At 68.7% G+C, this 20,385-nt stretch carries 14 protein-coding genes; 8 read left to right on the top strand and 6 right to left on the bottom strand.

What is annotated here, in order from left to right:
- Nucleotides 1-2 precede the first annotated feature (2 nt).
- The 3 genes from guaA to AC5Y36_RS12050 all read left to right on the top strand — a co-directional run bounded on the left by guaA (nucleotide 3) and on the right by AC5Y36_RS12050 (nucleotide 4,062).
- Nucleotides 3-1,565, top strand: coding sequence for a glutamine-hydrolyzing GMP synthase (gene guaA / locus AC5Y36_RS12060; protein WP_500041140.1), 1,563 nt, complete (start codon nucleotides 3-5; stop codon nucleotides 1,563-1,565).
- A 233-nt stretch (nucleotides 1,566-1,798) separates the two neighbouring features.
- A complete protein-coding gene (imuA', locus tag AC5Y36_RS12055; protein ID WP_500041139.1) occupies nucleotides 1,799-2,470 on the top strand; it encodes a DnaE2-dependent mutagenesis accessory factor ImuA' in 672 nt (223 codons plus the stop codon).
- 35 nt (nucleotides 2,471-2,505) lie between these two features.
- Entirely contained in the window at nucleotides 2,506-4,062 is a 1,557-nt protein-coding gene (locus tag AC5Y36_RS12050) for a DNA polymerase Y family protein (RefSeq protein WP_500041196.1), read from the top strand.
- A gap of 431 nt (nucleotides 4,063-4,493) precedes the next feature.
- Here the strand turns inward: AC5Y36_RS12050 and AC5Y36_RS12045 are convergent, their stop codons facing one another.
- From AC5Y36_RS12045 to AC5Y36_RS12035, 3 genes are read right to left on the bottom strand one after another with little or no spacing between them, the layout of a single operon-like run.
- Entirely contained in the window at nucleotides 4,494-5,444 is a 951-nt protein-coding gene (locus tag AC5Y36_RS12045) for a nucleoside hydrolase (RefSeq protein ID WP_500041138.1), read from the bottom strand.
- Nucleotides 5,441-7,459 carry an SDR family oxidoreductase gene (locus AC5Y36_RS12040; protein ID WP_500041195.1) on the bottom strand — a complete coding sequence of 673 codons (2,019 nt, stop codon included), beginning with the start codon at nucleotides 7,457-7,459 and terminating at the stop codon, nucleotides 5,441-5,443. Before AC5Y36_RS12040 ends, AC5Y36_RS12045 begins: the two co-directional genes overlap by 4 nt.
- Before the next feature lie 58 nt (nucleotides 7,460-7,517).
- Nucleotides 7,518-8,237: a histidine phosphatase family protein gene (locus tag AC5Y36_RS12035; protein ID WP_500041137.1), complete on the bottom strand. Its 720-nt coding sequence runs from the start codon at nucleotides 8,235-8,237 to the stop codon at nucleotides 7,518-7,520.
- 83 nt (nucleotides 8,238-8,320) lie between these two features.
- Between AC5Y36_RS12035 and AC5Y36_RS12030 the strand changes: the two genes are divergently transcribed.
- Nucleotides 8,321-9,187, top strand: a complete 867-nt coding sequence (locus AC5Y36_RS12030) for a MaoC/PaaZ C-terminal domain-containing protein (RefSeq protein ID WP_500041136.1) — start codon at nucleotides 8,321-8,323, stop codon at nucleotides 9,185-9,187.
- Nucleotides 9,188-9,243: 56 nt separating this feature from the next.
- Here the strand turns inward: AC5Y36_RS12030 and AC5Y36_RS12025 are convergent, their stop codons facing one another.
- Complete coding sequence (locus AC5Y36_RS12025) at nucleotides 9,244-9,735, bottom strand: nuclear transport factor 2 family protein (protein WP_500041135.1); 492 nt, start codon at nucleotides 9,733-9,735, stop codon at nucleotides 9,244-9,246.
- 13 nt (nucleotides 9,736-9,748) lie between these two features.
- Complete coding sequence (otsB, locus tag AC5Y36_RS12020) at nucleotides 9,749-10,909, bottom strand: trehalose-phosphatase (protein WP_500041134.1); 1,161 nt, start codon at nucleotides 10,907-10,909, stop codon at nucleotides 9,749-9,751.
- A 165-nt stretch (nucleotides 10,910-11,074) separates the two neighbouring features.
- On the opposite strand from otsB, the gene AC5Y36_RS12015 reads away from it, so the two are divergent.
- The 3 genes from AC5Y36_RS12015 to AC5Y36_RS12005 all read left to right on the top strand — a co-directional run bounded on the left by AC5Y36_RS12015 (nucleotide 11,075) and on the right by AC5Y36_RS12005 (nucleotide 17,135).
- Complete coding sequence (locus tag AC5Y36_RS12015; RefSeq protein ID WP_500041133.1) at nucleotides 11,075-13,066, top strand: hypothetical protein; 1,992 nt, start codon at nucleotides 11,075-11,077, stop codon at nucleotides 13,064-13,066.
- Nucleotides 13,067-13,111: 45 nt separating this feature from the next.
- Entirely contained in the window at nucleotides 13,112-16,396 is a 3,285-nt protein-coding gene (locus AC5Y36_RS12010) for an error-prone DNA polymerase (RefSeq protein ID WP_500041132.1), read from the top strand.
- Between the two features lie 97 nt (nucleotides 16,397-16,493).
- Nucleotides 16,494-17,135 carry a nitroreductase family protein gene (locus AC5Y36_RS12005; RefSeq protein WP_500041131.1) on the top strand — a complete coding sequence of 214 codons (642 nt, stop codon included), beginning with the start codon at nucleotides 16,494-16,496 and terminating at the stop codon, nucleotides 17,133-17,135.
- Nucleotides 17,136-17,213: 78 nt separating this feature from the next.
- On the opposite strand, the gene AC5Y36_RS12000 is transcribed toward AC5Y36_RS12005, so the two are convergent.
- A complete protein-coding gene (locus AC5Y36_RS12000) occupies nucleotides 17,214-17,678 on the bottom strand; it encodes a tRNA (cytidine(34)-2'-O)-methyltransferase (protein ID WP_500041194.1) in 465 nt (154 codons plus the stop codon).
- 144 nt (nucleotides 17,679-17,822) lie between these two features.
- On the opposite strand from AC5Y36_RS12000, the gene AC5Y36_RS11995 reads away from it, so the two are divergent.
- Entirely contained in the window at nucleotides 17,823-20,315 is a 2,493-nt protein-coding gene (locus AC5Y36_RS11995) for a sensor histidine kinase (protein WP_500041130.1), read from the top strand.
- Nucleotides 20,316-20,385: the final 70 nt, after the last annotated feature.

Genomic DNA, 20,385 nt, shown 5'->3' with positions numbered 1-20,385 from the left:
CCGTGACATCAACCCCGCCCCGTCCGGTTTTGGTGATCGACTTCGGTGCGCAGTACGCCCAGTTGATCGCCCGACGTGTCCGGGAAGCTCAGGTCTTCTCCGAGGTGATCGGCCACACCACGACGGTCGAAGAGATCAAGGCCCGCAACCCGCTGGCCATCGTGTTGTCCGGCGGACCGGCCAGCGTGTATGCCGACGAGGCGCCCCAGCTGGATCCGGCGTTGTTCGACCTGGGGGTGCCGGTCTTCGGCATCTGCTACGGCTTCCAGGCGATGGCGCAGGCGCTGGGGGGCACGGTGGAGCGGACCGGCACCAGCGAGTACGGCCGCACCGAAATGAAGGTCCTTGGCGGACAGCTTCATTCGGGTCCCTCCGAGACCCGGCAGGTGTGGATGAGCCATGGTGACGCGGTCACCGTGGCACCCGATGGATTTCAGGTGGTGGCCGCTACCGACGGCGCGCCGGTGGCGGCGTTCGAGGACCCGGCCCGACGCCTCGCCGGGGTGCAGTATCACCCGGAGGTGGTCCACACCCCGCACGGTCAGCAGGTGCTCAGCCGGTTCCTGCACGAGTTCGCCGGGATCGGTGCGAGCTGGACGGCGGCCAACATCGCCGACGGCTTGGTCGCGCAGGTGCGCGAGCAGATCGGCGACGGCCACGCGATCTGTGGGCTCTCCGGTGGCGTGGACTCCGCGGTCGCCGCGGCGCTGGTGCAGCGCGCCATCGGCGATCGGCTGACCTGCGTGTTCGTCGACCACGGACTGCTGCGATCCGGCGAACGTGAGCAGGTGGAGCGCGATTTCGTCGCCGCGACCGGGGCAAATCTGGTCACCGTGGACGCTGCGGACACCTTCCTGCAGGCGCTGTTGGGAGTGAGTAATCCGGAGGGCAAACGCAAGATCATCGGGCGGCAGTTCATCCGGTCTTTCGAGGGTGCGGTGCGCGATGTCGTCGGAGACACCGCCGAGGGTGAGATCGAGTTCCTGGTGCAGGGCACGCTGTATCCGGATGTGGTCGAATCCGGCGGTGGGGTTGGCGCCGCGAACATCAAAAGCCACCACAATGTCGGCGGCCTGCCCGACGATCTGCAGTTCAAGCTCATCGAGCCGCTGCGGCTGTTGTTCAAAGACGAGGTGCGCGCGGTCGGGCGCGAGTTGGGTCTTCCGGAGAAAATCGTTGCCCGCCAACCCTTCCCGGGGCCAGGTCTGGGCATCCGGATCGTCGGCGAGGTCACCGCGGAGCGGTTGGAGACGCTGCGCAGCGCCGATGCCATCGTGCGCGAGGAGTTGACCGCGGCCGGTCTGGATCACCAGATCTGGCAGTGCCCGGTGGTGCTGCTGGCCGATGTCCGCTCGGTCGGTGTGCAGGGCGACGGCCGGACCTACGGGCATCCGATCGTGCTGCGACCGGTGTCCAGTGAAGACGCCATGACCGCGGACTGGACCCGGGTGCCCTACGAGGTTCTGGAACGCATCTCGACCCGGATCACCAATGAGGTGCGCGAGGTCAACCGTGTGGTGCTGGACGTCACCAGCAAGCCGCCCGGCACCATCGAATGGGAGTGAGTTTCTCCGCCCAGCGGGCGTGGTTGCTCCCCCGCAAGCGGGTGGTACCCCCGGCCCAGACGGCGGTGTAACTGGCATTCTGCGCACGCTGGCGCAAGCTGTTGCCGGGACGGATGCGACGTATGGGACGGGTGGTGAGCCGGCGGTCGGATCCGGTTGACGATGTCGGTGGGTGGGTGTTCACTGTGCGTATCGAACACAAGTTCGAATAACGTTCGGGCCCGGAGGACACCATGACGGCGGCTGCAGCTCTTGACCGGCGGCCAGATAACCGTGCTGAACAGCTGAAACAGCTGCGTCAACGGATGGCGGAAGTGTCCGGGAAGGTCGGTGCCAGCTGGCGGGGCCAAGCTGCGGCGCAGGACCCGATACCGGCCTCGGAAAGTTTGCTGCCGATCCCGGATTCGCTGGCTGAAGCCCTGCCTGCCGGGTTGCCACGGGGGACGGTGGCGGTGCTGTCGGGGGCGCGGTCGTTGGCGCTGAGCCTGGTGGCAGCGGTGACGGCCGGCGGGGGTAACGCCGCCATTGTCGGTCAGCCGGATGTCGGGTTGCTGGCCGCGGCGGAGATGGGTGCGGATCTGAGTCGGCTGGCGGTGATCGCCGATCCCGGCGCCGACCCGGTGGAGATCGCCGCGGTGCTGATGGACGGGATGGATCTGGTGGTGCTTGGCCTGGCCGGGCGCACGGTACCGATGACCAGGGCGCGGGCGGTGGTGGCCCGCGCCCGTCACCGCGGCTGCACCCTGTTGGTCACCGACGGCGACTGGCAGGGCGCGTCGCTGCGGTTGGCGGCCCGGGTTCACGGCTATGAGACGACGGCCGGAGACGTCCCCGGATTCGGGCGGATCACCAAGGTGCGGTTGGCGATTCATGCGGGAGCATCCCGCCGGCTCGCGGGCAGGTGAGTCCGGTGTCGGCCCGCGTGCTGGCGATCTGGTGCATGGACTGGCCCGCGGTCGCCGCGGCGGCAGCGGCGGATCTGCCGGTGACGGCTCCGGTCGCGGTCACCCTGGCCAACCGGGTGATCGCCTGCTCGGCGACGGCGCGTGCCGCGGGGGTGCGCCGCGGTTTGCGGCGCCGTGAAGCTCAGGCGCGCTGCCCGCAGCTGTATGTGGTGGCCGCCGACGCCGACCGCGACGCCCGACTCTTCGAGCCGGTGATCGCGGCGGTGGACGACGTGGTGCCGCGCGCCGAGGTGCTACGGGCCGGGCTGCTGGTGCTGCCGGTGCGGGGCCCGGCTAGGTTCTTCGGCTCCGAGCGGGTGGCGGCCGAGCGGCTGGTCGACGCGGTGGCGGTGGCCGGTGTCGAATGCCAGGTCGGGATCGCCGACTGCCTGTCCACCGCGGTCTTCGCCGCACGGGCGGGCCGGGTGGTGGAGCCCGGCGGTGATGCGCGATTTCTGTCGGGACTGTCGATCCGGAATCTGGCCGCCGAACCGGCGCTGTCTGGTCCGGAACGCGATGACCTGGCAGATCTGCTGTGGCGGATGGGGATTCGCAGCATCGGCCAATTCGCCGCGCTGTCGCGCACCGACGTGTCCTCACGGTTCGGCGCCGACGCGATCGTCGCGCACCGGTTCGCCTGCGGTGAACCGGAACGTCGGCCCTCCGGACGTGAGCCGTCGCCGGAACTCGATGCCGTCATGCGCTGCGATCCACCGATCGATCGGGTCGACGCCGCCGCGTTCGCCGGGCGGTCCCTGGCGGATGCCCTACACCGGACACTGATGAATGCCGGGGTGGGCTGCACCAGGCTGGCCATCCACGCCGTCACCGCCAACGGCGAGGAGCTGACCCGGGTATGGCGGTGTGCCGAGCCGCTGACCGAGGACGCCACCGCCGATCGGGTGCGCTGGCAACTGGACGGCTGGCTGCACACCCGAGCAGCGCGAGCGGACAAGCCCGCCGTGCCCTCAGGGCCGATAACGCTGCTGCGGCTGCAGCCGGTGGAGGTGGTGTCGGCCGGGGCGCTGCAGCTGCCGCTATGGGGACCGCTCGGCGCTGGGGAGGGAGTGGACCGGCTCCGGGCCCGCCGGGCGCTGGTGCGGGTACAGGGCCTGCTCGGGCCGGAGTCGGTGCAGGTGCCGGTGCTGTCCGGTGGTCGGGGACCGGCCGAACGCATCACCTTGACGCCGCTGGGGGACGAGCCGGTGCCGCGGGGCGACCCGCGGCAGCCGTGGCCCGGACAACTGCCCGAGCCGTCGCCGGCGGTACTGCTGGATGATCCGGTGGAATTGCTTGATGCCCAAGGTAACCCGATCCGGGTGACCAGTAGGGGGCTATTCTCCGCGGACCCGGCGCGGCTGGACGGTGCCGGGCACCGCGGCCGGCTGCGCTGGTGGACGGGCCCGTGGCCGGTCGACGAACGGTGGTGGGATCCGGAGCTGGGGAAGGGGCGCACCGCCCGTACCCAGGTGTTGCTGGACGGTGACCCCGGTTCGGCGCTGCTGCTGTGCTACCGCGGGCGTCGGTGGTATCTGGAAGGGGTGTACGAATGAGCTCGTACTCCACAGCCGTCACGGTTGCGTTCCCAATCCGCTTACACGCGTCGCCTTCAGCGGTGTTCCGAACCTGTCGGTGCCGCCTGGGAGGCTTGGTCCGCGAGCGAACCTGTGGGCAGGCGTAACCTGCTCTCAGCGGGTGACCTGGAGGCGAAGCGTGGCGGGCTTGGCGGAATTTCCCCGTGACCTGGTGACGCTCGAACAGTAGCGATTCCTCGCCCATATCCTCCGTGTGAACAGCTATCAGCGCGTCGAGGGCCCTGGCCGGCGACCAGGTACACACCGACGAACCGCTGGAGTTGGATTTCCCGCTTGACGAGCTCACCCAACCGTAAGCGAAAGCGTGCCGTCGCGGACGGCTAATCCGAACGAGCCCACATCGATCGGCGCGAAATTCGGGTTCTCACCGCCGTTTTGACGCCAGCGGTTCAGTCTTTCCCGGTGCATCGATCGAGCCGGCGGGCGAATGCCCCGACCCGGTCGATGAACCGGTCGAAGAACGCGTCCGGGTCGACGTCCACCCCGATCAGCGCGTCGGGTGTCCCGGCCCCGAGCCGCGTCACGCCCCGGCTGCCGGCCAGTTCGACGTCTACCTTCGCCGGTCGGGTGCTCACCAGGTCCGGGTCCAGCGCGACCGCCGCAGCGACCGGATCATGCAGATACGCCAGATACCCGTTGCCGCGCTCATCGTGGGCTTCGAAGGAGAACCGCACCGCCTCCCCGATCATCCGGACCAGCGGATTGGTATCCGAACCGGCCGCCGCCGCCAACCGCTGCAGGTGCGCGGGCGTCATCGCGATCTGCGCGGCGAGTTCCAGTCCGCACACGACCGGCAGTCGCCGCACGGCCCCGAACGCCGCGAACACCTCGGCGGCGGCTTCGGGATCGACACTGATGTTCCATTCGGCCACCGGGTTTTTGAAGGCGCCGCCCATGATCACCAGCTGCCGCACCAGCGACGCCAGCGCGGGCTCGGCGCGCAGCGCCAACGCCAGATTCGTCAGCGGGCCCGTGACCACCGCGGTCAACCGACCCGGATGCGCGCGCGCCGCGCGCACCCAGGCCGTGGCCGCGTCGTAGCCGGTGAGCTGCTGCTCACCGGGTGCCAGCTCGGCATGGCCGATGCCGGCCGGGCCGTGCGCGCTACGGGTGGGCAGCGGACCGTGCAGCGGCCCCTCCGCGCCCCGGGACACCGGCACATCAGTGGCACCGCACAGCCGCAGCAGACCGAGGTTGTTCCGGCAAACCTGCTCGACCGCAACGTTTCCGGCTGTTGAAGCGATCCCGACCAGCTCGGCCTCGGTGCTGGCCAGCAGGTACACCAGCGCCAGCGCATCGTCGATGCCGGTGTCGACATCGACGAAGACCGGGGTTTTCACCAATGCAGGCCGGGCACCAGCCGCACCGCTTTGCGAACCGGTCCGGGTGCCTTGATCGCCGCGACGGCCCGAACCGCCCGCTTGGGGCGCCGCCGCGACGACGGCCGTGGTGCAACCGGATCGGACTCCACCCCGCGCGCCGCCGCGGAATCGGGGTAACCCAGGTAGAGCTGGTGCAGGATCCGCCGCGAGAGCCGGGGCGTGAAGTAGTTGCCGGCTTCGGCCAGGGTGCCGGTCGGGGTGTCGATGCGGGACGGCTTCTCCACCAGCCCGCGCACCACCATCGCCGCTGCGTGCTCGGCGCTGATCGCCCGGACCGGGTTGAGCTGACGCGACGGCGTGATCATCGGGGTGGCCACCAGCGGCATGTGGATGTTGGTGAACGTGATGTGGTCCGACAGTGTCTCGGTAGACACCACGTCGGCGAATGCATCCAGCGCCGCCTTGCTCGGCAGGTACGCGCTGTACTTGGGGTTGCGGGCCTGCACGCCGGCGCTGGAGACGTTGACCACGTGACCGAACCGGCGCTCTCGCCAGTGCGGCAACAGCGCCAGCGTCATGCGCACGGCGCCGAAGTAGTTGACGGCCATCACCCGTTCGTAGTCGTGGAACCGGTCGGTGGAGTTGACCACCGACCGGCGGATCGACCGGCCCGCGTTGTTGACCAGATAGTCGACATGGCCGAAGCGGCCCAGGATGTCCTTGACGGTGTGTTCCACCGACGCCGAATCGGTGACGTCGCACCCGAATGCGTAGGCCTGCCCGCCCGCCGCCCGGATCTCGGCGACCAACTCGTCGAGGGCTTCGCCGTTGCGGGCCAGGGCGAACACCGTGGCGCCGCGTTCCGCGACGGCGATCGCCGATGCCCGCCCGATCCCGCTGGAGGCGCCGGTGATGATGACGTGCCGCCCGACCAACGGCCCGGCGGGGTCGTTGCGGCGGGCCCGCTCGGGATTGAGATTCCGAGCCCAGTACCGCCACAGCTTGGGGGCGTACGACGCGAACTCCGGAACTTTTATTCCGGTGCCCTGCAACGCCTTTTGCGTTTCATCGGAGATGAAGGTAGGTCGCAGGTCGACCACGTCGAGCACCTCTGCCGGAATGCCCAGCTGGGTGGCCACCATGTTGCGCCACACCCTGGCCCGGCCGCGGGCCCGCAAAACCGGGGTGGCGACCTGTCGCGGCAGCGCCCCGCGCAGCGGCGGCAGGCCGGCGGCACCGGCGATTCCGCGATAGATGCCGCGCAACCCGATCGTGTTCGGTGCGGTCAGGTGGAAGGTTCGCCCGTCCCAGGAGGCTGACTGGTCGGCGTGCATCAACGCCACCAGCGCGTCGACCACATAGTCGACCGGAACGATATTGGTGCGGGCCGCGTCGGGAAGCGCCATCGGCGTGAGCCGGGGCAGGGCCGCTAGCTTGGCGAAGACGGGAAAGAAGTAGTAGGGCCCGTCGACCTTGTCCATCTCTCCGGTGCGGGTATCGCCGACCACCACCGCCGGGCGGTAGATGCGGTAGCGCAGTCCCGGTGTCGAGCGCACCAGCAACTCGGCTTCGAATTTGGTCTGGTGATAGGGCGTCGGCAACTCCTGGCCGACGTCGAAGTCGTCTTCGGTGTATTCGCCGCAATAGTCGCCGGCGACGGCGATCGACGACACATGCTGCAACGTCGCGTCCAGTCGGCGGGTCAGGGCGATCACCGCGCGGGTGCCCTCGACGTTGGCCGCTCGCTGCGCCTCCTCATCGGCGGTGATGTCGTAGATCGCCGCGCAGTGCACCACGTGATCGACGTCGCCGAGCTCGGCGATCACCATGTCGGTCAAGCCGAGATCGGCTGCCGTGAGGTCACCGACCAGCGGTTTTACCTGTTCACCCCACTTGGTCGCCAGCTTCTCAAATCGGCCCAGGGAATCGCGGCGGACCAGAACCCACACTTCGGCGTCGGGGTCGGTGTCCAGCAGGCGGGTGACCACCCGCCTGCCAATAAACCCGGTACCGCCGGTAACGACATAGCGCATGGCAGTCATCGTGCGCCGCTTGTCGGCTCAGGTCAACCGGGTGTGACGTAGTAGTCCGCTAATTGAAGCTGCGGATGCCGTCCCAATCCACCAGCCGCCAGCCGGTGCCGGGATTGCCGGTGATCACGATGCGGCCGGTATTGGGCAGCGGGTGGTCGGTGGCCAGGGAATCCCTGGGGTTCTGCACATTCATCAACGTCCAGTACATGATCGCCCGATTGTGGGAGAAGACCACCGGGTTGTTCTTGCCGCTGTCATAGATCTGTTGAACCGCGGCGCCGAAATCGTCATTGAACTCGTTGCCGTCGATAGACCCGGGAACCGATACGGTCCGGTCGCCCCGCAGCCACGCGTTCGGGGCGACCAGATATGTCGCCTCGGCCAGCGCCACCGGTTCGTTCTCGTACCAGCCCGCGTCGATCTCCCGGAGACCGGGCAGCACCTCGACCTGTCGGCCCAGCTTCTTGGCCAGCGGTGCGGCGGTCTGCTGGGTGCGCACCACGGGGGAGGCGTACACCGCGTCGTAGCGGTTGCCGCCAAGTTGGTTGGCCAGTTGCTGGGCTTGGCCCTGGCCCTGCTCGGAAAGGCCCGGGCCCGGGGCCTCGGTGCTGATGGTCCCGGCCGCGTTCGCCTCTGATTGGCCGTGCCGCACGAACGTCACGGTGATGCTGCGCACCTTGTGGTTCGACGAGCATCCGCTCACCAGTCCGGCGGCCAGGCCGACCGCGATCAGGGCCGCCGTGATCCGGCGGAGGTTCTGACGAGTAACTCCACGCATCTGACCAAGCCCTCCCGGTAGCGTTCGGTTGACACGGTACATATGACGATGGCCGTCGCGAGCAACTTTGAGGGGAGAGCTTCATGCCGATCGATCCGACCGCCATCGGTGCGACCACCGAGCCAACGGTGTTCGAGTGGACCGACCGCGACACCATGCTGTACGCACTCGGCGTCGGCGCCGGCGTCGACGATTTGGCGTACACCACCGACAACAGCCACGACATCAGCCAGCAGGTGCTGCCCACCTATGCGGTCATCTGCTGCATCGGGTTTGCGGCCGCCACCAAGATCGGACAGTTCGACTTCAGCAAGCTGTTGCACGGTTCGCAGGAGATTCGGCTGTTCGCGCCGCTGCCGCCGGCCGGCAAGTTGAGCGTGGTCGCCGAGGTCGCCGACATCCAGGACAAGGGGGAAGGCAAGAACGCGATCGTGATGCTGCGCGCCCGCGGGACCAACCCGGCCACCGGGGATCTCGTCGCCGAGACCTTGACGACGGCCGTCATCCGCGGGGCCGGCGGCTTCGGAGGACAGCCCGGTGCGCGGGCGGCGGCCCCGGAGATTCCCGACCGCGAGCCCGACCACCGGGTCGCCTATGTCACCCGGGAGGACCAGGCGCTGCTCTATCGGCTGTCCGGGGACCGCAATCCGCTGCACAGTGACCCGTGGTTCGCGCAGACCCTGGCCGGTTTCCCCAAGCCGATCCTGCACGGGCTGTGCAGCTATGGGTTCGCCGGGCGCGCGCTGCTCGCCGAGTTGGCCGGTGGTGACGCCGCCAAAATCGGCGCTATCGCAGCACGTTTCAGCTCCCCGGTGTTTCCGGGCGAGACGCTGACAACGTCGATCTGGCGTACCGAGGCGGGACGGGCGGTGTTCCGCACCGAGGCCGGTGGCGACGAGGGGGCGGCCCGCGTGGTGCTTGACGACGGTGCGGTGGAATTCCGCGACTGACGTCCCCCCGGCGAGCAGACGTAAATGTGCCCTATTTCCCGTGGAAATGGGCACATTTACGTCTGCTCGGCCGCGTTCTCGGTAGGCCGGTGGTGGAAGCCGGCGGTGACGTCAACCCGAAGCCGGGTCAGCTTGCGGTAGCTGATCAGCCACCGGCCGTCGACCTTGCGGTACTCCTCGTGGTAGTGGCCGTAGCCGTGGAGATGCTCCTCGGTGTCGCCGTTGGTCCACCACAGCATGTCCTCCATCGCCCACACGCCGCGCGCCGTCGTCTCCGAGGTGAGTTCGATTTCCGGTGTGTGCCCGTGATGTACCGAGGTGATGGGCACCGGGCCGTCAAGAAACGCCTCGATGGCCGCCGCCAGCGGCGCCCGGCCAACGACAACAGGGCTGCGCTCACCCGGTAGGTCCTGCCAGGTGTCGCTCACGACGTCCTCGGTGTGGAAGTCGCCGTAGCGGTTCCACTCTTTGGCGTCCATACACCGGAGGCGACCCGCGAACAGTCGCTTGATCTCTTCGATCGCCAGCAATTGCTCGACCGGTGTCATGGCACCTCCTGGGTCATTGCGTCATCTGTCCAAGCTGAGCCGCCAGCCGCCGCGTGAACGCACAGACCTGCGTGGGTCCGTCCAACGCGAACCGTGCGGTGGTGGCACGGTCGCCATCATCGTTGTGCCGTACCAGGATTCCTATGCCGTCTGAGTCCACCGCGTCGAACGCGTCTTCGTCGGTGATGTCGTCGCCGACATACATCGGCAACGGTGACTCGGCTGCATGGTCGCGCTGCCTCATCTGATCGAGGATCCAGCGCAGCGTGGTTCCCTTGTCCCAGTCGATATCCGGGCGCAGTTCGATCACCTCACGGCCGGTGGTCACCCGCAGCGCGTGGCGCCGGCCCGCGGCCCGCACCGCGGCGGTGACGTCGCCGATGTCCTCGCGTGCCGCATTGCGGTAGTGCACCGCCACAGCAAACCGCTTGTGCTCCACCACAACCCCGGCGATGCTTCCGAGCCGGTCGCGCAGCTGCTCGGCCGCCTCGGCCAGCACCGGCACCGCCGCTGCGGCGGCGTCGTTCTGCTGGTGCGCACCGTCGGGGCTGGTCAGCTCGAAACCGTGGCTGCCGGCATACCAGATTCCCGGCACGCCGACGCGCTCGCGGACGTCGGCGAGGTCGCGGCCGGACAACACCGCCACCGGGCACCGGGCCGCCAACTGCCGCAATGCCTCCGGGGCGTCGGCCACCAGAGTTGCGGTGTCGGGATCGTTGACGATCTCCGAGAGCGTCCCGTCGAAATCGAAGAACACCGCCAGCCGGCGGGAGCTGATCGCGCCGTCGGGCGCGGTGAACAGCGACATGGCATCGGGCAGTTCGGACATCCGTCGATCCCCGGTGCGCACGGCGATCTCGCTCAGGTCGGTGACCACGGCGTCGGCGTCCGACAGATCTCCGACGCCGATCACCAGTGCGAAGCCGTCCGCTCGGGCGGCAGCGACGCCGGTGGCGGTCGTGGTTACGACAACACACCTGCCCGGGGCCGCCCGTCGGCCCGCGGCCTCGATCAGCAGGGCGGGGCCGGCAACCCGGTCGACGCCGACGCGACCGGCCCGCAGACGATCCAGCAATGCGGCGTCGATGGCTGCGGTGTCGATGTCGAACAGCACCGCGTCGTGGCGGCGCGGGTCGATGGTGACCGGCACAGTGACCATCTTGCTGTCGACCATCCTTCCGTCCCGATCCCGCCGTTCACCGTAGCCGTGACCGGGTCCGCGCCGCGCCCAATGAGACACTTGTGCGTCCGTGTCTCACGCATTACAGTGCGATCAGAAGAGCTCTCGGCTAACGCACATGGTGGCTTAAGGCCATTCTTATTGGGGTACGGAGACGCGATGTTCAACCAGGTCATCCCGAGCAAGCGGTTCCGCGGCCTTGTCGCCGGTGCTGCCGCCGTCGCTGCCGTCGTTGCTGTCGCGCCGGTGACGGGCCCGCCGTCACTGCGGCATTCCCCGCTGGCCGATATCCAGCTCACCGCCGCCGACGCGTCCTGGCTGCCGGCGATGGATCAACTCCTGGATGCCATGCATCAGGCGCAAGCCTATGACCTGGCGCTGCCGTACGCCTCGCCCGGCGATGCCGGCACGCTGCTGACGATGCTGCAGAACACCAACTACGAACTGCTGATGAGCGGGCTGTCCCGGGTCACCGAGCTGTTCAACGGCGTCTTCTTCCAATCCCCGGAGGTGGTGGCCGGCGATGCCGCCGATCCTCGTCAGTACTTCGACTACTTCACCCCCGACATCTACTACCACGTGACCGCCGGGCTGGCGCCGGGCGCGACCTACGTGCTCAGCGGCTCCCTCGGCGGGGGGACCGAGCACTTCACGATCAGCACCGAGGCCATCACCGGCGGGTCGGCCCAGACGGTGGAGAATCTGGAACTCGGACACGGCCTGGTGGTCAATCCCGACGGCACGTTCACCGTGGTCATCGGCCCCGACCAGCCCTGGTGGGCAGGCAATCTCAACTTCATGGACGACAGCGACGCCACCGTTGGCGGCGCGGCCTCGCTGCTGATCCGCGACATGCTGGGCGACTGGGCGCAAGGGCCCGGCAACGTCAGCATCCGCTGCGTGGCCGACTGCCCACCGTTCTTCTCCATCCCCGAGGGCGGGTTCTTCCCCACCGACGGCGACGGCGGCGCGGCCGAATCGGCGGCGGGGTCATCGGGCATCGGCTCGATCGACTCGATGCTGACCACCTTGTTCAGCGCCTTCGCCCAGATCGTCGGCCCGTTCAACGAGCGCAGCATCGCCGGCGGCGCGTCGGTCGGCATGGAGGTGCCGGCCAACACCATGATGACGCTGGGCCCGGAGACCAGTTACGGTGCCGGCCTGGAGAGCGCGGTGGTCACCGGCGGGAACTTCGACCTGGATCCCGGTGAGGCACTGATCGTCAAGGTGCCCAACGTCGCCGCGTCCTACAGCGGCATCGAGCTGATGAACGTCTACGGCGGTGCCCTTCCCTACACCCTGTCGCAGACCACCCTCAACCACACCACGACGTTCCACGATGCCGACGGCTACACCTACTACGTGGTCAGCGCCACCAACCCCGGTGTGGCCAACTGGCTGGACAGCAGCGACGTCACCCGCGGTGAGATCTTCGCCCGCTTCGAGAACGTCACCGACCCCGACAGTGCGCTGGGACTGCCGGTGACGGCGCAGGTGGTGCCGGTCTCCGATGTCGCCAACTATCTGCCCGATGACACCCCGACCGTCAGCCCCGCCGAGTACGCCGCCGACATGGCCCAGCGCGTCTTGTCCTACGACTACGCCCTGGACGTGTCCCGCATGCACGCCCAACCCGACTGGGTGACACAGGAATTGCTGCTCTACGGCTTCAAGGGGCTGATGGGTGCCGACAACTTCGCCTCGGTATTCGGCGAGGAGCCGGTTACCCCGCTGGCGCTGCGGTTCACCGACGCGCTGAGCCCGGACTGGGACGCCGTGTGGCACGGGGTCAGCACCGACCCGTTCGGCAGCCTGACCGCGGTAGTCAACAACCTGCAGCTGCTGTGGAGCGACATCAGCCTGCCGTTCCAGTTGGCCGCCGGGCAGTCCCTGCTGTCGCTGTTCTTGCCCGGGCAGTCCGGCTCCCTGCTCAACGACGCGCTGTTCGACCCGAACAGCGGCATCATCGCCGGGTTCCTCAACGCCCGCGACGACCTGGCCACCTCGATTCTGGCGGCCACCGGCGGCTTCCCGACCGAACTGGGTACGCAGGCGGCGACGGAATGGGCGAACATGTCGGATCTGATCGCCGCCGCCCCCGAGCTGTCGCTGAACAACCTGGGCCAGCTGTTCGACCTCGCATTCGGGTGACACCGGCACTTCCGTAGTCGAACGTGTGTTCGATATCCTTGGTGGGTGGGCTGGGGCAACGGGCCGCCGAGCTGGGCGGAGATGGAGCGGGTGCTCGACGGCAAACCGCGCCGATCCGGTCTGCCGCTTGGCAGTGAGCCGGCCGAGGAGGGCCCGCAGTCCCGCAGGCGGGAGGCCTACCGGCCGCCCGACGGCAGCCGGACGGCGCCTCCGACGGTCGCCTACGCCGAATTGCACGCGCATTCGGCGTACAGCTTCCTCGACGGGGCCAGCACCCCCGAGGAACTGGTCGAGGAGGCCGTGCGGCTGGGCCTGCGGGCCATCGCACTGACCGACCACAACGGCCTGTACGGGGTGGTGCGGTTCGCCGAAGCCGCCAAGGAACTGGGCATGGCCACCGTGTTCGGGGCCGAGCTGTCGTTGGACCCGGTAGCGCGCACCGACGCCCCGGACCCGCCGGGCCCGCATCTGCTGGTGCTGGCCCGCGGTCCGGAAGGCTATCGGCGGTTGTCGCGGCAGTTGGCCGCCGCGCACCTGGCCGGTGGCGAGAAAGGTCGGCTGCGCTATAGCTTGGATGCGCTCTCGGATGCGGCCGGCGGACATTGGCACATCCTGACCGGCTGCCGCAAAGGCCATGTGCGCCAAGCGCTCACCGATGGCGGGCCGGAGGCCGCGGAGGCGGCGCTGGCCGATCTGGTGGACCGGTTCGGCGCCGGGCGGGTCAGCGTGGAGCTGACCTGTCACGGCCACCCGCTCGACGACGAACGCAACGCCGCGCTGGCCGCACTGGCCCCCCGGTTCGGCCTGTCGGTGGTCGCCACCACCGGCGCACATTTCGCGGCACCGTCTCGAGCCCGGCTGGCGATGGCGATGGGCGCGATCCGGGCCCGGCAATCCCTGGATTCGGCCGCCGGCTGGCTGGCCCCGCTGGGCGGCTCGCATCTGCGGTCCGGCGCGGAGATGGCCCGGCTGTTCGCGCGGCATCCCGCGGCGGTGACCGCCGCCGCCGAACTCGGCGAGCAGTGCGCCTTCGCCCTGCAGCTCATCGCCCCGCAACTGCCGCCGTTTGGCGTCCCGGCCGGGCACACCGAGGACAGCTGGCTGCGGGAACTGACGATGACCGGCGCCGCACGACGCTACGGACCGCGCGATCGGGCGCCGAAAGCTTACGCACAGATCGAACACGAACTGAAAATCATTGCCCAGCTGAAATTTCCGGGCTACTTTCTGGTCGTCCAGGACATCACCCGGTTCTGTCGCGACAACGACATCCTGTGCCAGGGCAGGGGATCGGCGGCCAACTCGGCGGTCTGCTACGCCCTCGGCGTCACCGCCGTCGACCCGGTGGCCAACGAGCTGTTGTTCGAACGGTTCTTGTCGCCGGCCCGCGACGGGCCGCCGGACATCGACATCGACATCGAGTCGGATCAGCGGGAAAAGGTCATCCAGTACGTCTACGACAAATACGGACGGGACTACGCCGCGCAGGTCGCCAACGTCATCACCTACCGCGGACGCAGCGCGGTCCGGGACATGGCCCGGGCCCTGGGATTCTCCCAAGGCCAGCAGGACGCGTGGAGCAAGCAGATCAGCCGGTGGAGTTCGGCGGGGCCGCCCGAGGTGGACGGCATCCCGCAACCGGTCATCGACCTGGCCACCCAGATCACCAACCTGCCACGGCATCTGGGAATCCACTCGGGAGGGATGGTGATCTGCGACCGGCCGATCGCCGATGTGTGCCCGGTGGAGTGGGCGCGCATGCCCGGGCGCAGCGTGCTGCAGTGGGACAAAGACGACTGTGCGGCCATCGGTTTGGTGAAGTTCGACCTGCTCGGATTGGGCATGCTCTCGGCGCTGCACTACGCGAAAGATCTGCTCGCCGAACACAAGGGTATCGAGGTGGACCTGGCCCGCATCGATCTGTCCGAGCCGGCGGTCTATGAGATGCTGGCCCGCGCCGATTCCGTCGGAGTGTTTCAGGTGGAGTCCCGCGCCCAGATGGCCACCCTGCCGCGGCTGCGCCCGCGGGAGTTCTACGACCTGGTGGTGGAGGTGGCGCTGATCCGTCCCGGGCCGATCCAGGGCGGCTCGGTGCACCCCTACATTCGGCGCCGCAACGAGATCGACCCGGTCGTCTACGACCATCCGTCGATGGAGCCGGCGCTGAAGAAGACGTTGGGGGTGCCGCTGTTTCAGGAACAGCTGATGCAGCTCGCGGTCGACTGCGCCGGGTTTTCCGCCGCCGAAGCCGACCAGCTGCGCCGGGCGATGGGATCCAAGCGGTCGCCGGAGCGGATGCGGCGGCTGCGCGCCCGGTTCTACGACGGTATGCGTGAACTGCACGGCATCACCGGGGAGGTGGCCGAGCGGATCTACGAAAAGCTGGAAGCCTTCGCCAATTTCGGTTTCCCGGAAAGCCACGCGCTGTCCTTCGCCTCATTGGTGTTCTACTCGGCGTGGTTCAAGCTGCACCACCCGGCAGCGTTCTGCGCGGCGCTGCTGCGCGCGCAGCCGATGGGTTTCTACTCGCCGCAATCGCTGGTGGCCGACGCCCGCCGGCACGGCGTGCTGGTGCACGGCCCGTGCGTCAACGCCAGCCTGACGTACGCCACGTTGGAGGCCGGTGGCACCCAGGTCCGGCTGGGATTGGGCAGCGTGCGTCACATCGGCGAGGACTTGGCCGAACAGCTGGTGGGGGAGCGAAACAGCCACGGCGCGTTCCGTTCCCTGCTGGACCTGACCGCCCGGATACAGCTGTCGGTGCCGCAGACCGAGGCGCTGGCCACCGCCGGGGCGTTGGGGTGTTTCGGCATCTCCCGTCGTGAGGGGCTGTGGGCGGCCGGCGCCGCGGCCACCCAGCGGCCGGACCGGCTGCCGGGAGTGGGCTCGAGCTCACACGTCCCGGCATTGCCCGGGATGAGCGAACTCGAGTTGGCCGCCGCCGATGTGTGGGCCACCGGGGTGTCCCCGGACAGCTACCCGACCCAGTTCCTGCGCGCCGACCTCGATGCGCTCGGGGTGATCCCCGCCGACCGGCTGCTGAGCGTGCCCGACGGCACCCGGGTGCTGATCGCCGGGGCGGTGACGCATCGGCAGCGGCCGGCGACCGCGCAGGGGGTGACGTTTGTGAACCTGGAGGACGAGACCGGGATGGTCAACGTGTTGTGCACGCCGGGGGTGTGGACACGGCACCGCAAGCTGGCGCAGACGGCGTCGGCGCTGCTGATCCGCGGTCAGGTCCAAAACGCCAGCGGCGCGGTCACCGTCATCGCCGAGCGACTGGGCCGGATCACCTTGGGGGCCGGATCGAAATCCCGCGACTTCCGCTGAGCCCAGATCTCTCGGCGAGCGTGCGCAGAATGCCAGATTTCGCGACTCCGAGCGTGCAACTGCGCACGCTCGCGGGTGCCCGGCATACTCTCGCTACATGACCCTCAACTTGTCTGTCGACGAACTTCTGACCACCACCCGCTCGGTCCGCAAGCGCCTCGACCTGGACAAGCCGGTGCCGCGGCAGGTGATCATGGAGTGCCTGGACCTGGCGCTGCAGGCGCCCACCGGATCCAACGCCCAGGGCTGGCAGTGGATGTTCATCGAAGACCCCGTCAAGAAGCAGGCCCTGGCCGACATCTACCGCACCAACGCAACCCCGTATCTGACCCAGCCCAAGCCGGAGTACGGCGACGCCCGCGACGAGCGCCGGCCCAAGGTGTTCGACTCCGCCAGCTACCTCAACGAGCACTTCCATGACGTGCCGGTGCTGATGATCCCGTGCATCGAGGGCCGGGTGGACGGCGCGTCCTCGGGGCGCAGCGCATCGTTTTGGGGATCGCTGCTGCCGGCGGTCTGGAGTTTCATGCTGGCGCTGCGGTCGCGCGGCCTGGGTTCGGCATGGACCACGCTGCACCTGATGGGCGAGGGCGAGCGGCAGGCCGCCGAGGTGCTCGGCATCCCCTACGACGACTACAGCCAGGGCGGATTGTTCCCGATCGCCTACACCCAGGGCACCGACTTCAAGAAGGCGCAACGGCTACCCGCCGAGCAGCTGACCCACTGGGACACCTGGTAAGCCTGATACCCCGCCGAGTGTCGGGTTATGACACGGTCTACGGCGAATCACGTGCGATAACCTGACATTCGGCACCAATCACACCGCCCCGGAGAACCCGTGCTGGCGCCATGCCTCATATACCGCGACGGCGGCGGCGTTGGACAGGTTCAGCGACCGCCGCCCCGCCAGCATCGGGATGCGGACCTGATCGGTGATGTGCGCATCGGCCAGGACGGACTCGTCGAGTCCGGTCGGCTCCGGGCCGAACAGCAGCACGTCACCGGCGCGGTAGCGCACGTCGGCGAACGACGTGGCGGCGTGCGCGGTGAACGCGAACACCCGATCCGGGGCCAGCGCCGCCCAGGCGGCCGGCAATGACGGGTGCACGGTGACCGACGCCAGGTCGTGATAGTCCAGTCCGGCGCGCCGCAGTTTGGGTTCGGACAGATCGAAGCCCAGGGGCTCGACCAGGTGCAATTCCGCGCCGGTGCCGGCCACCATCCGGATCGCGTTGCCGGTATTGGGCGCGATGCGAGGTGAGTAGAACATCAGCCGGAACATGGTCTCGATCATGGCAAGTTTCGGTAAGAGGTGTGGTAGGGCAGGCCGCAGGCTGTCATACTCGTCAAATTCCGGGGGACCAGCTACGAACGAGGCGCCAACAGTGAAACCCAGCGCAGCGGCGGGCGAGATGGCCGTGGTCCGGTGACGCTATTCGACCAGCCCACCGGGCTACCCCCGGCTGCCGAAGACCACGATCCGGTGGAGGCCGCGCCGGTCAAGCGTCCGCCGAGATGGGCGGTCGGCAACTGGCCGGTCCGCTGGAAGGTATTGGCGATCGCGCTGGTGCCGATGGTGTTGGCGATGGTCTTCGGCGCCTTGCGCATCTCCAGTGCGACAACCGAGGCCGGCCAGTTGCGGCGGACCGCCGACCGCGCCGAGCTGGTTCCCGCGATCACCGACTACATGGCGGCATTGGGTGCGGCGCTGGTAGCCAGCTCCTCCGACGCTGATGCCGAAGGTGCCGAGGACGCCCAGAAGGACTTCGACAGCCACAAGCAAGATCTCCAGTCGCGGCTGGCGGCCATCGATGCGGCATCCGACGTCCGGTCCGGCGTCAAGACGTTGATCGGCGGTGGCCAGGCGTTATTGGACAAGGTCACCTCGCACAGCATCGAGTTGCGAGACCTGGTGACCGGCTATGCGCCGATCCTGCTCACCGCCGAGGACGCCATCAACGGGTCGGTGCGCATCGACAACGTCGGGATCCGGGCACAGACCGAAGGCCTGAGCCGTGCGGTGGGCGCCCGCGGCCAGATGATGATGCAGCAACTGCTGGTCAACCGGGGCGGCGAGCTGCCCGAGCCGATGTTGCGCACCTCGATGATCACCCTGGCCGGCACCGAGCCGTCCACCCTGTTCGGCATGAGCGAGGTGCTCGGTGTCGACACACCGGAAGCCAAGAAGCTGCAGCAACAGCTGGTGACCCGCCTGACGATCATGTCCAATCCGGAGTCGCCACTCGCCGGCAACCCCGAACTGCTGAACTCAATTCAGGCCACCGACAAGATCGCCAGCCAGGTAATCGCGGGCACCACCAGCACCGTGACCCGGTCGGTCGAGGACCTGGCCGCTGAGCGGCGCACCGCCGCCGTCCGCGACACCGTGTTGGTGCTGGTCGCCCTGGCGGTCGCGCTGGCCGTCGTGCTGCTGGTCGCCAGGTCCTTGGTGGCGCCGCTGCGGACCCTGCGCGACGGCGCGCTGAAGGTCGCGCACACCGATCTTGAGGACGAGATCGCCCGGGTACGGGCCGGCGACGAGCGGGAACCCTCGCCGCTGCCGGTGTACACCACCGAGGAAGTCGGCCAAGTCGCCCACGCCGTCGACCAGCTGCACGCCCAGGCGCTGCTGCTGGCCGGCGACGAGGCCCGGCTGCGGCTGCTGGTCAACGACATGTTCGAGACGATGTCGCGGCGCAACCGCTCACTGGTGGACCAGCAGCTCGCGCTCATCGATCGGTTGGAGCGCGACGAGCACGACCCCGACCGGCTCGACAGCCTGTTCCGGCTCGACCACCTGGCTGCCCGGATGCGTCGCAACGGCGCCAACCTGCTGGTGCTGGCCGGGGCGCAGACCGCTCAGGACAAGGGCCGGCCGGTGCCGTTGTCGACGGTGGTCGACGCCGCCACCTCCGAGGTCGAGGATTATCAGCGGGTCGACACCGCGATGGTTCCCGACGTCACGCTGATCGGTCCGGCGGCCGGCGATGTCGTGCACCTGTTCGCCGAACTGATCGACAACGCGCTGCGCTACTCCCCGCCGGAGTCGCTGGTACGGGTCTCCGCCGCGGCGACCGAGGACGGCGGGGTCGGCGTCCAGATCATCGACACCGGGCTGGGCATGACCGACACCGATCTACGGATCGCCAACATGCGGTTGGTCGCCGACAGCGAAGTCAGTCCCGACAACGCCCGGCACATGGGTCTCTTCGTGGTCAGCCGACTGGCCCAGCGACACGGAATCTGGGTCCGGTTGACGGCGAGTGCGGGCGGTAACGGCATCATCGCCGAGGCGTCCCTGCCGCCCAGCCTGCTGGTCGGCGCGGCCGATGATCTTCCGCAGCGCCGCCAATACTCGGAACCTGCACGGCCGATCCCCACCCGCAGCGAGCAGGCCCCAACCGTCGCGCCGTTGGCCTCGCTGTTGCCGCAGCGCACTCCCGGACGCAGCGGTGTCACCGGCGTACCGGTCGAGCCGCCGCCGCAACAGCCGGTCGAGCAACCGCCGCGTGAACAGCCGTCGCCGGTCGCCGCCGCAGCCGGTGACGACCTGATCTACCAGCGGATGCTCTCGGAGTGGCTGGTCGACCCGCACGAGCTGGCCCGCAGCGCCGACCTGGATTGGAAGTCGGTGTGGGACCACGGCTGGACGGTGGCGGGCGAAGTGGAGAATGTAGCGGTGGTCGACCACACCGAGGGAGGGCTGCCGGTGCGCGATCCGGGCGCCCGGCTGGTGCCCGGCGCGGCGGACGACACCGCGGACACCGAGGTCGACGAGCCGTACCCGGTAACATCGAGACACCAGGCCCGAGAGCGTGACCCCGACGCGATCCGTGCCTCCATCAGCAGTCATTTCGGCGGGGTGCGGGCTGGACGATCCCATGCCCAGCGAACGAATGAAGGATGGGATCAGCAATGACGCGTGCTGTGGCCGCAGTACGCGGTGACGACTTGGGGGCACCTCCCGCTTGCGGGGGAGAGTGGCGTCG

This window comes from Mycobacterium sp. NGS50 (assembly GCF_059812545.1).
This window is presented reverse-complemented; position numbering and strand designations above follow the sequence as displayed.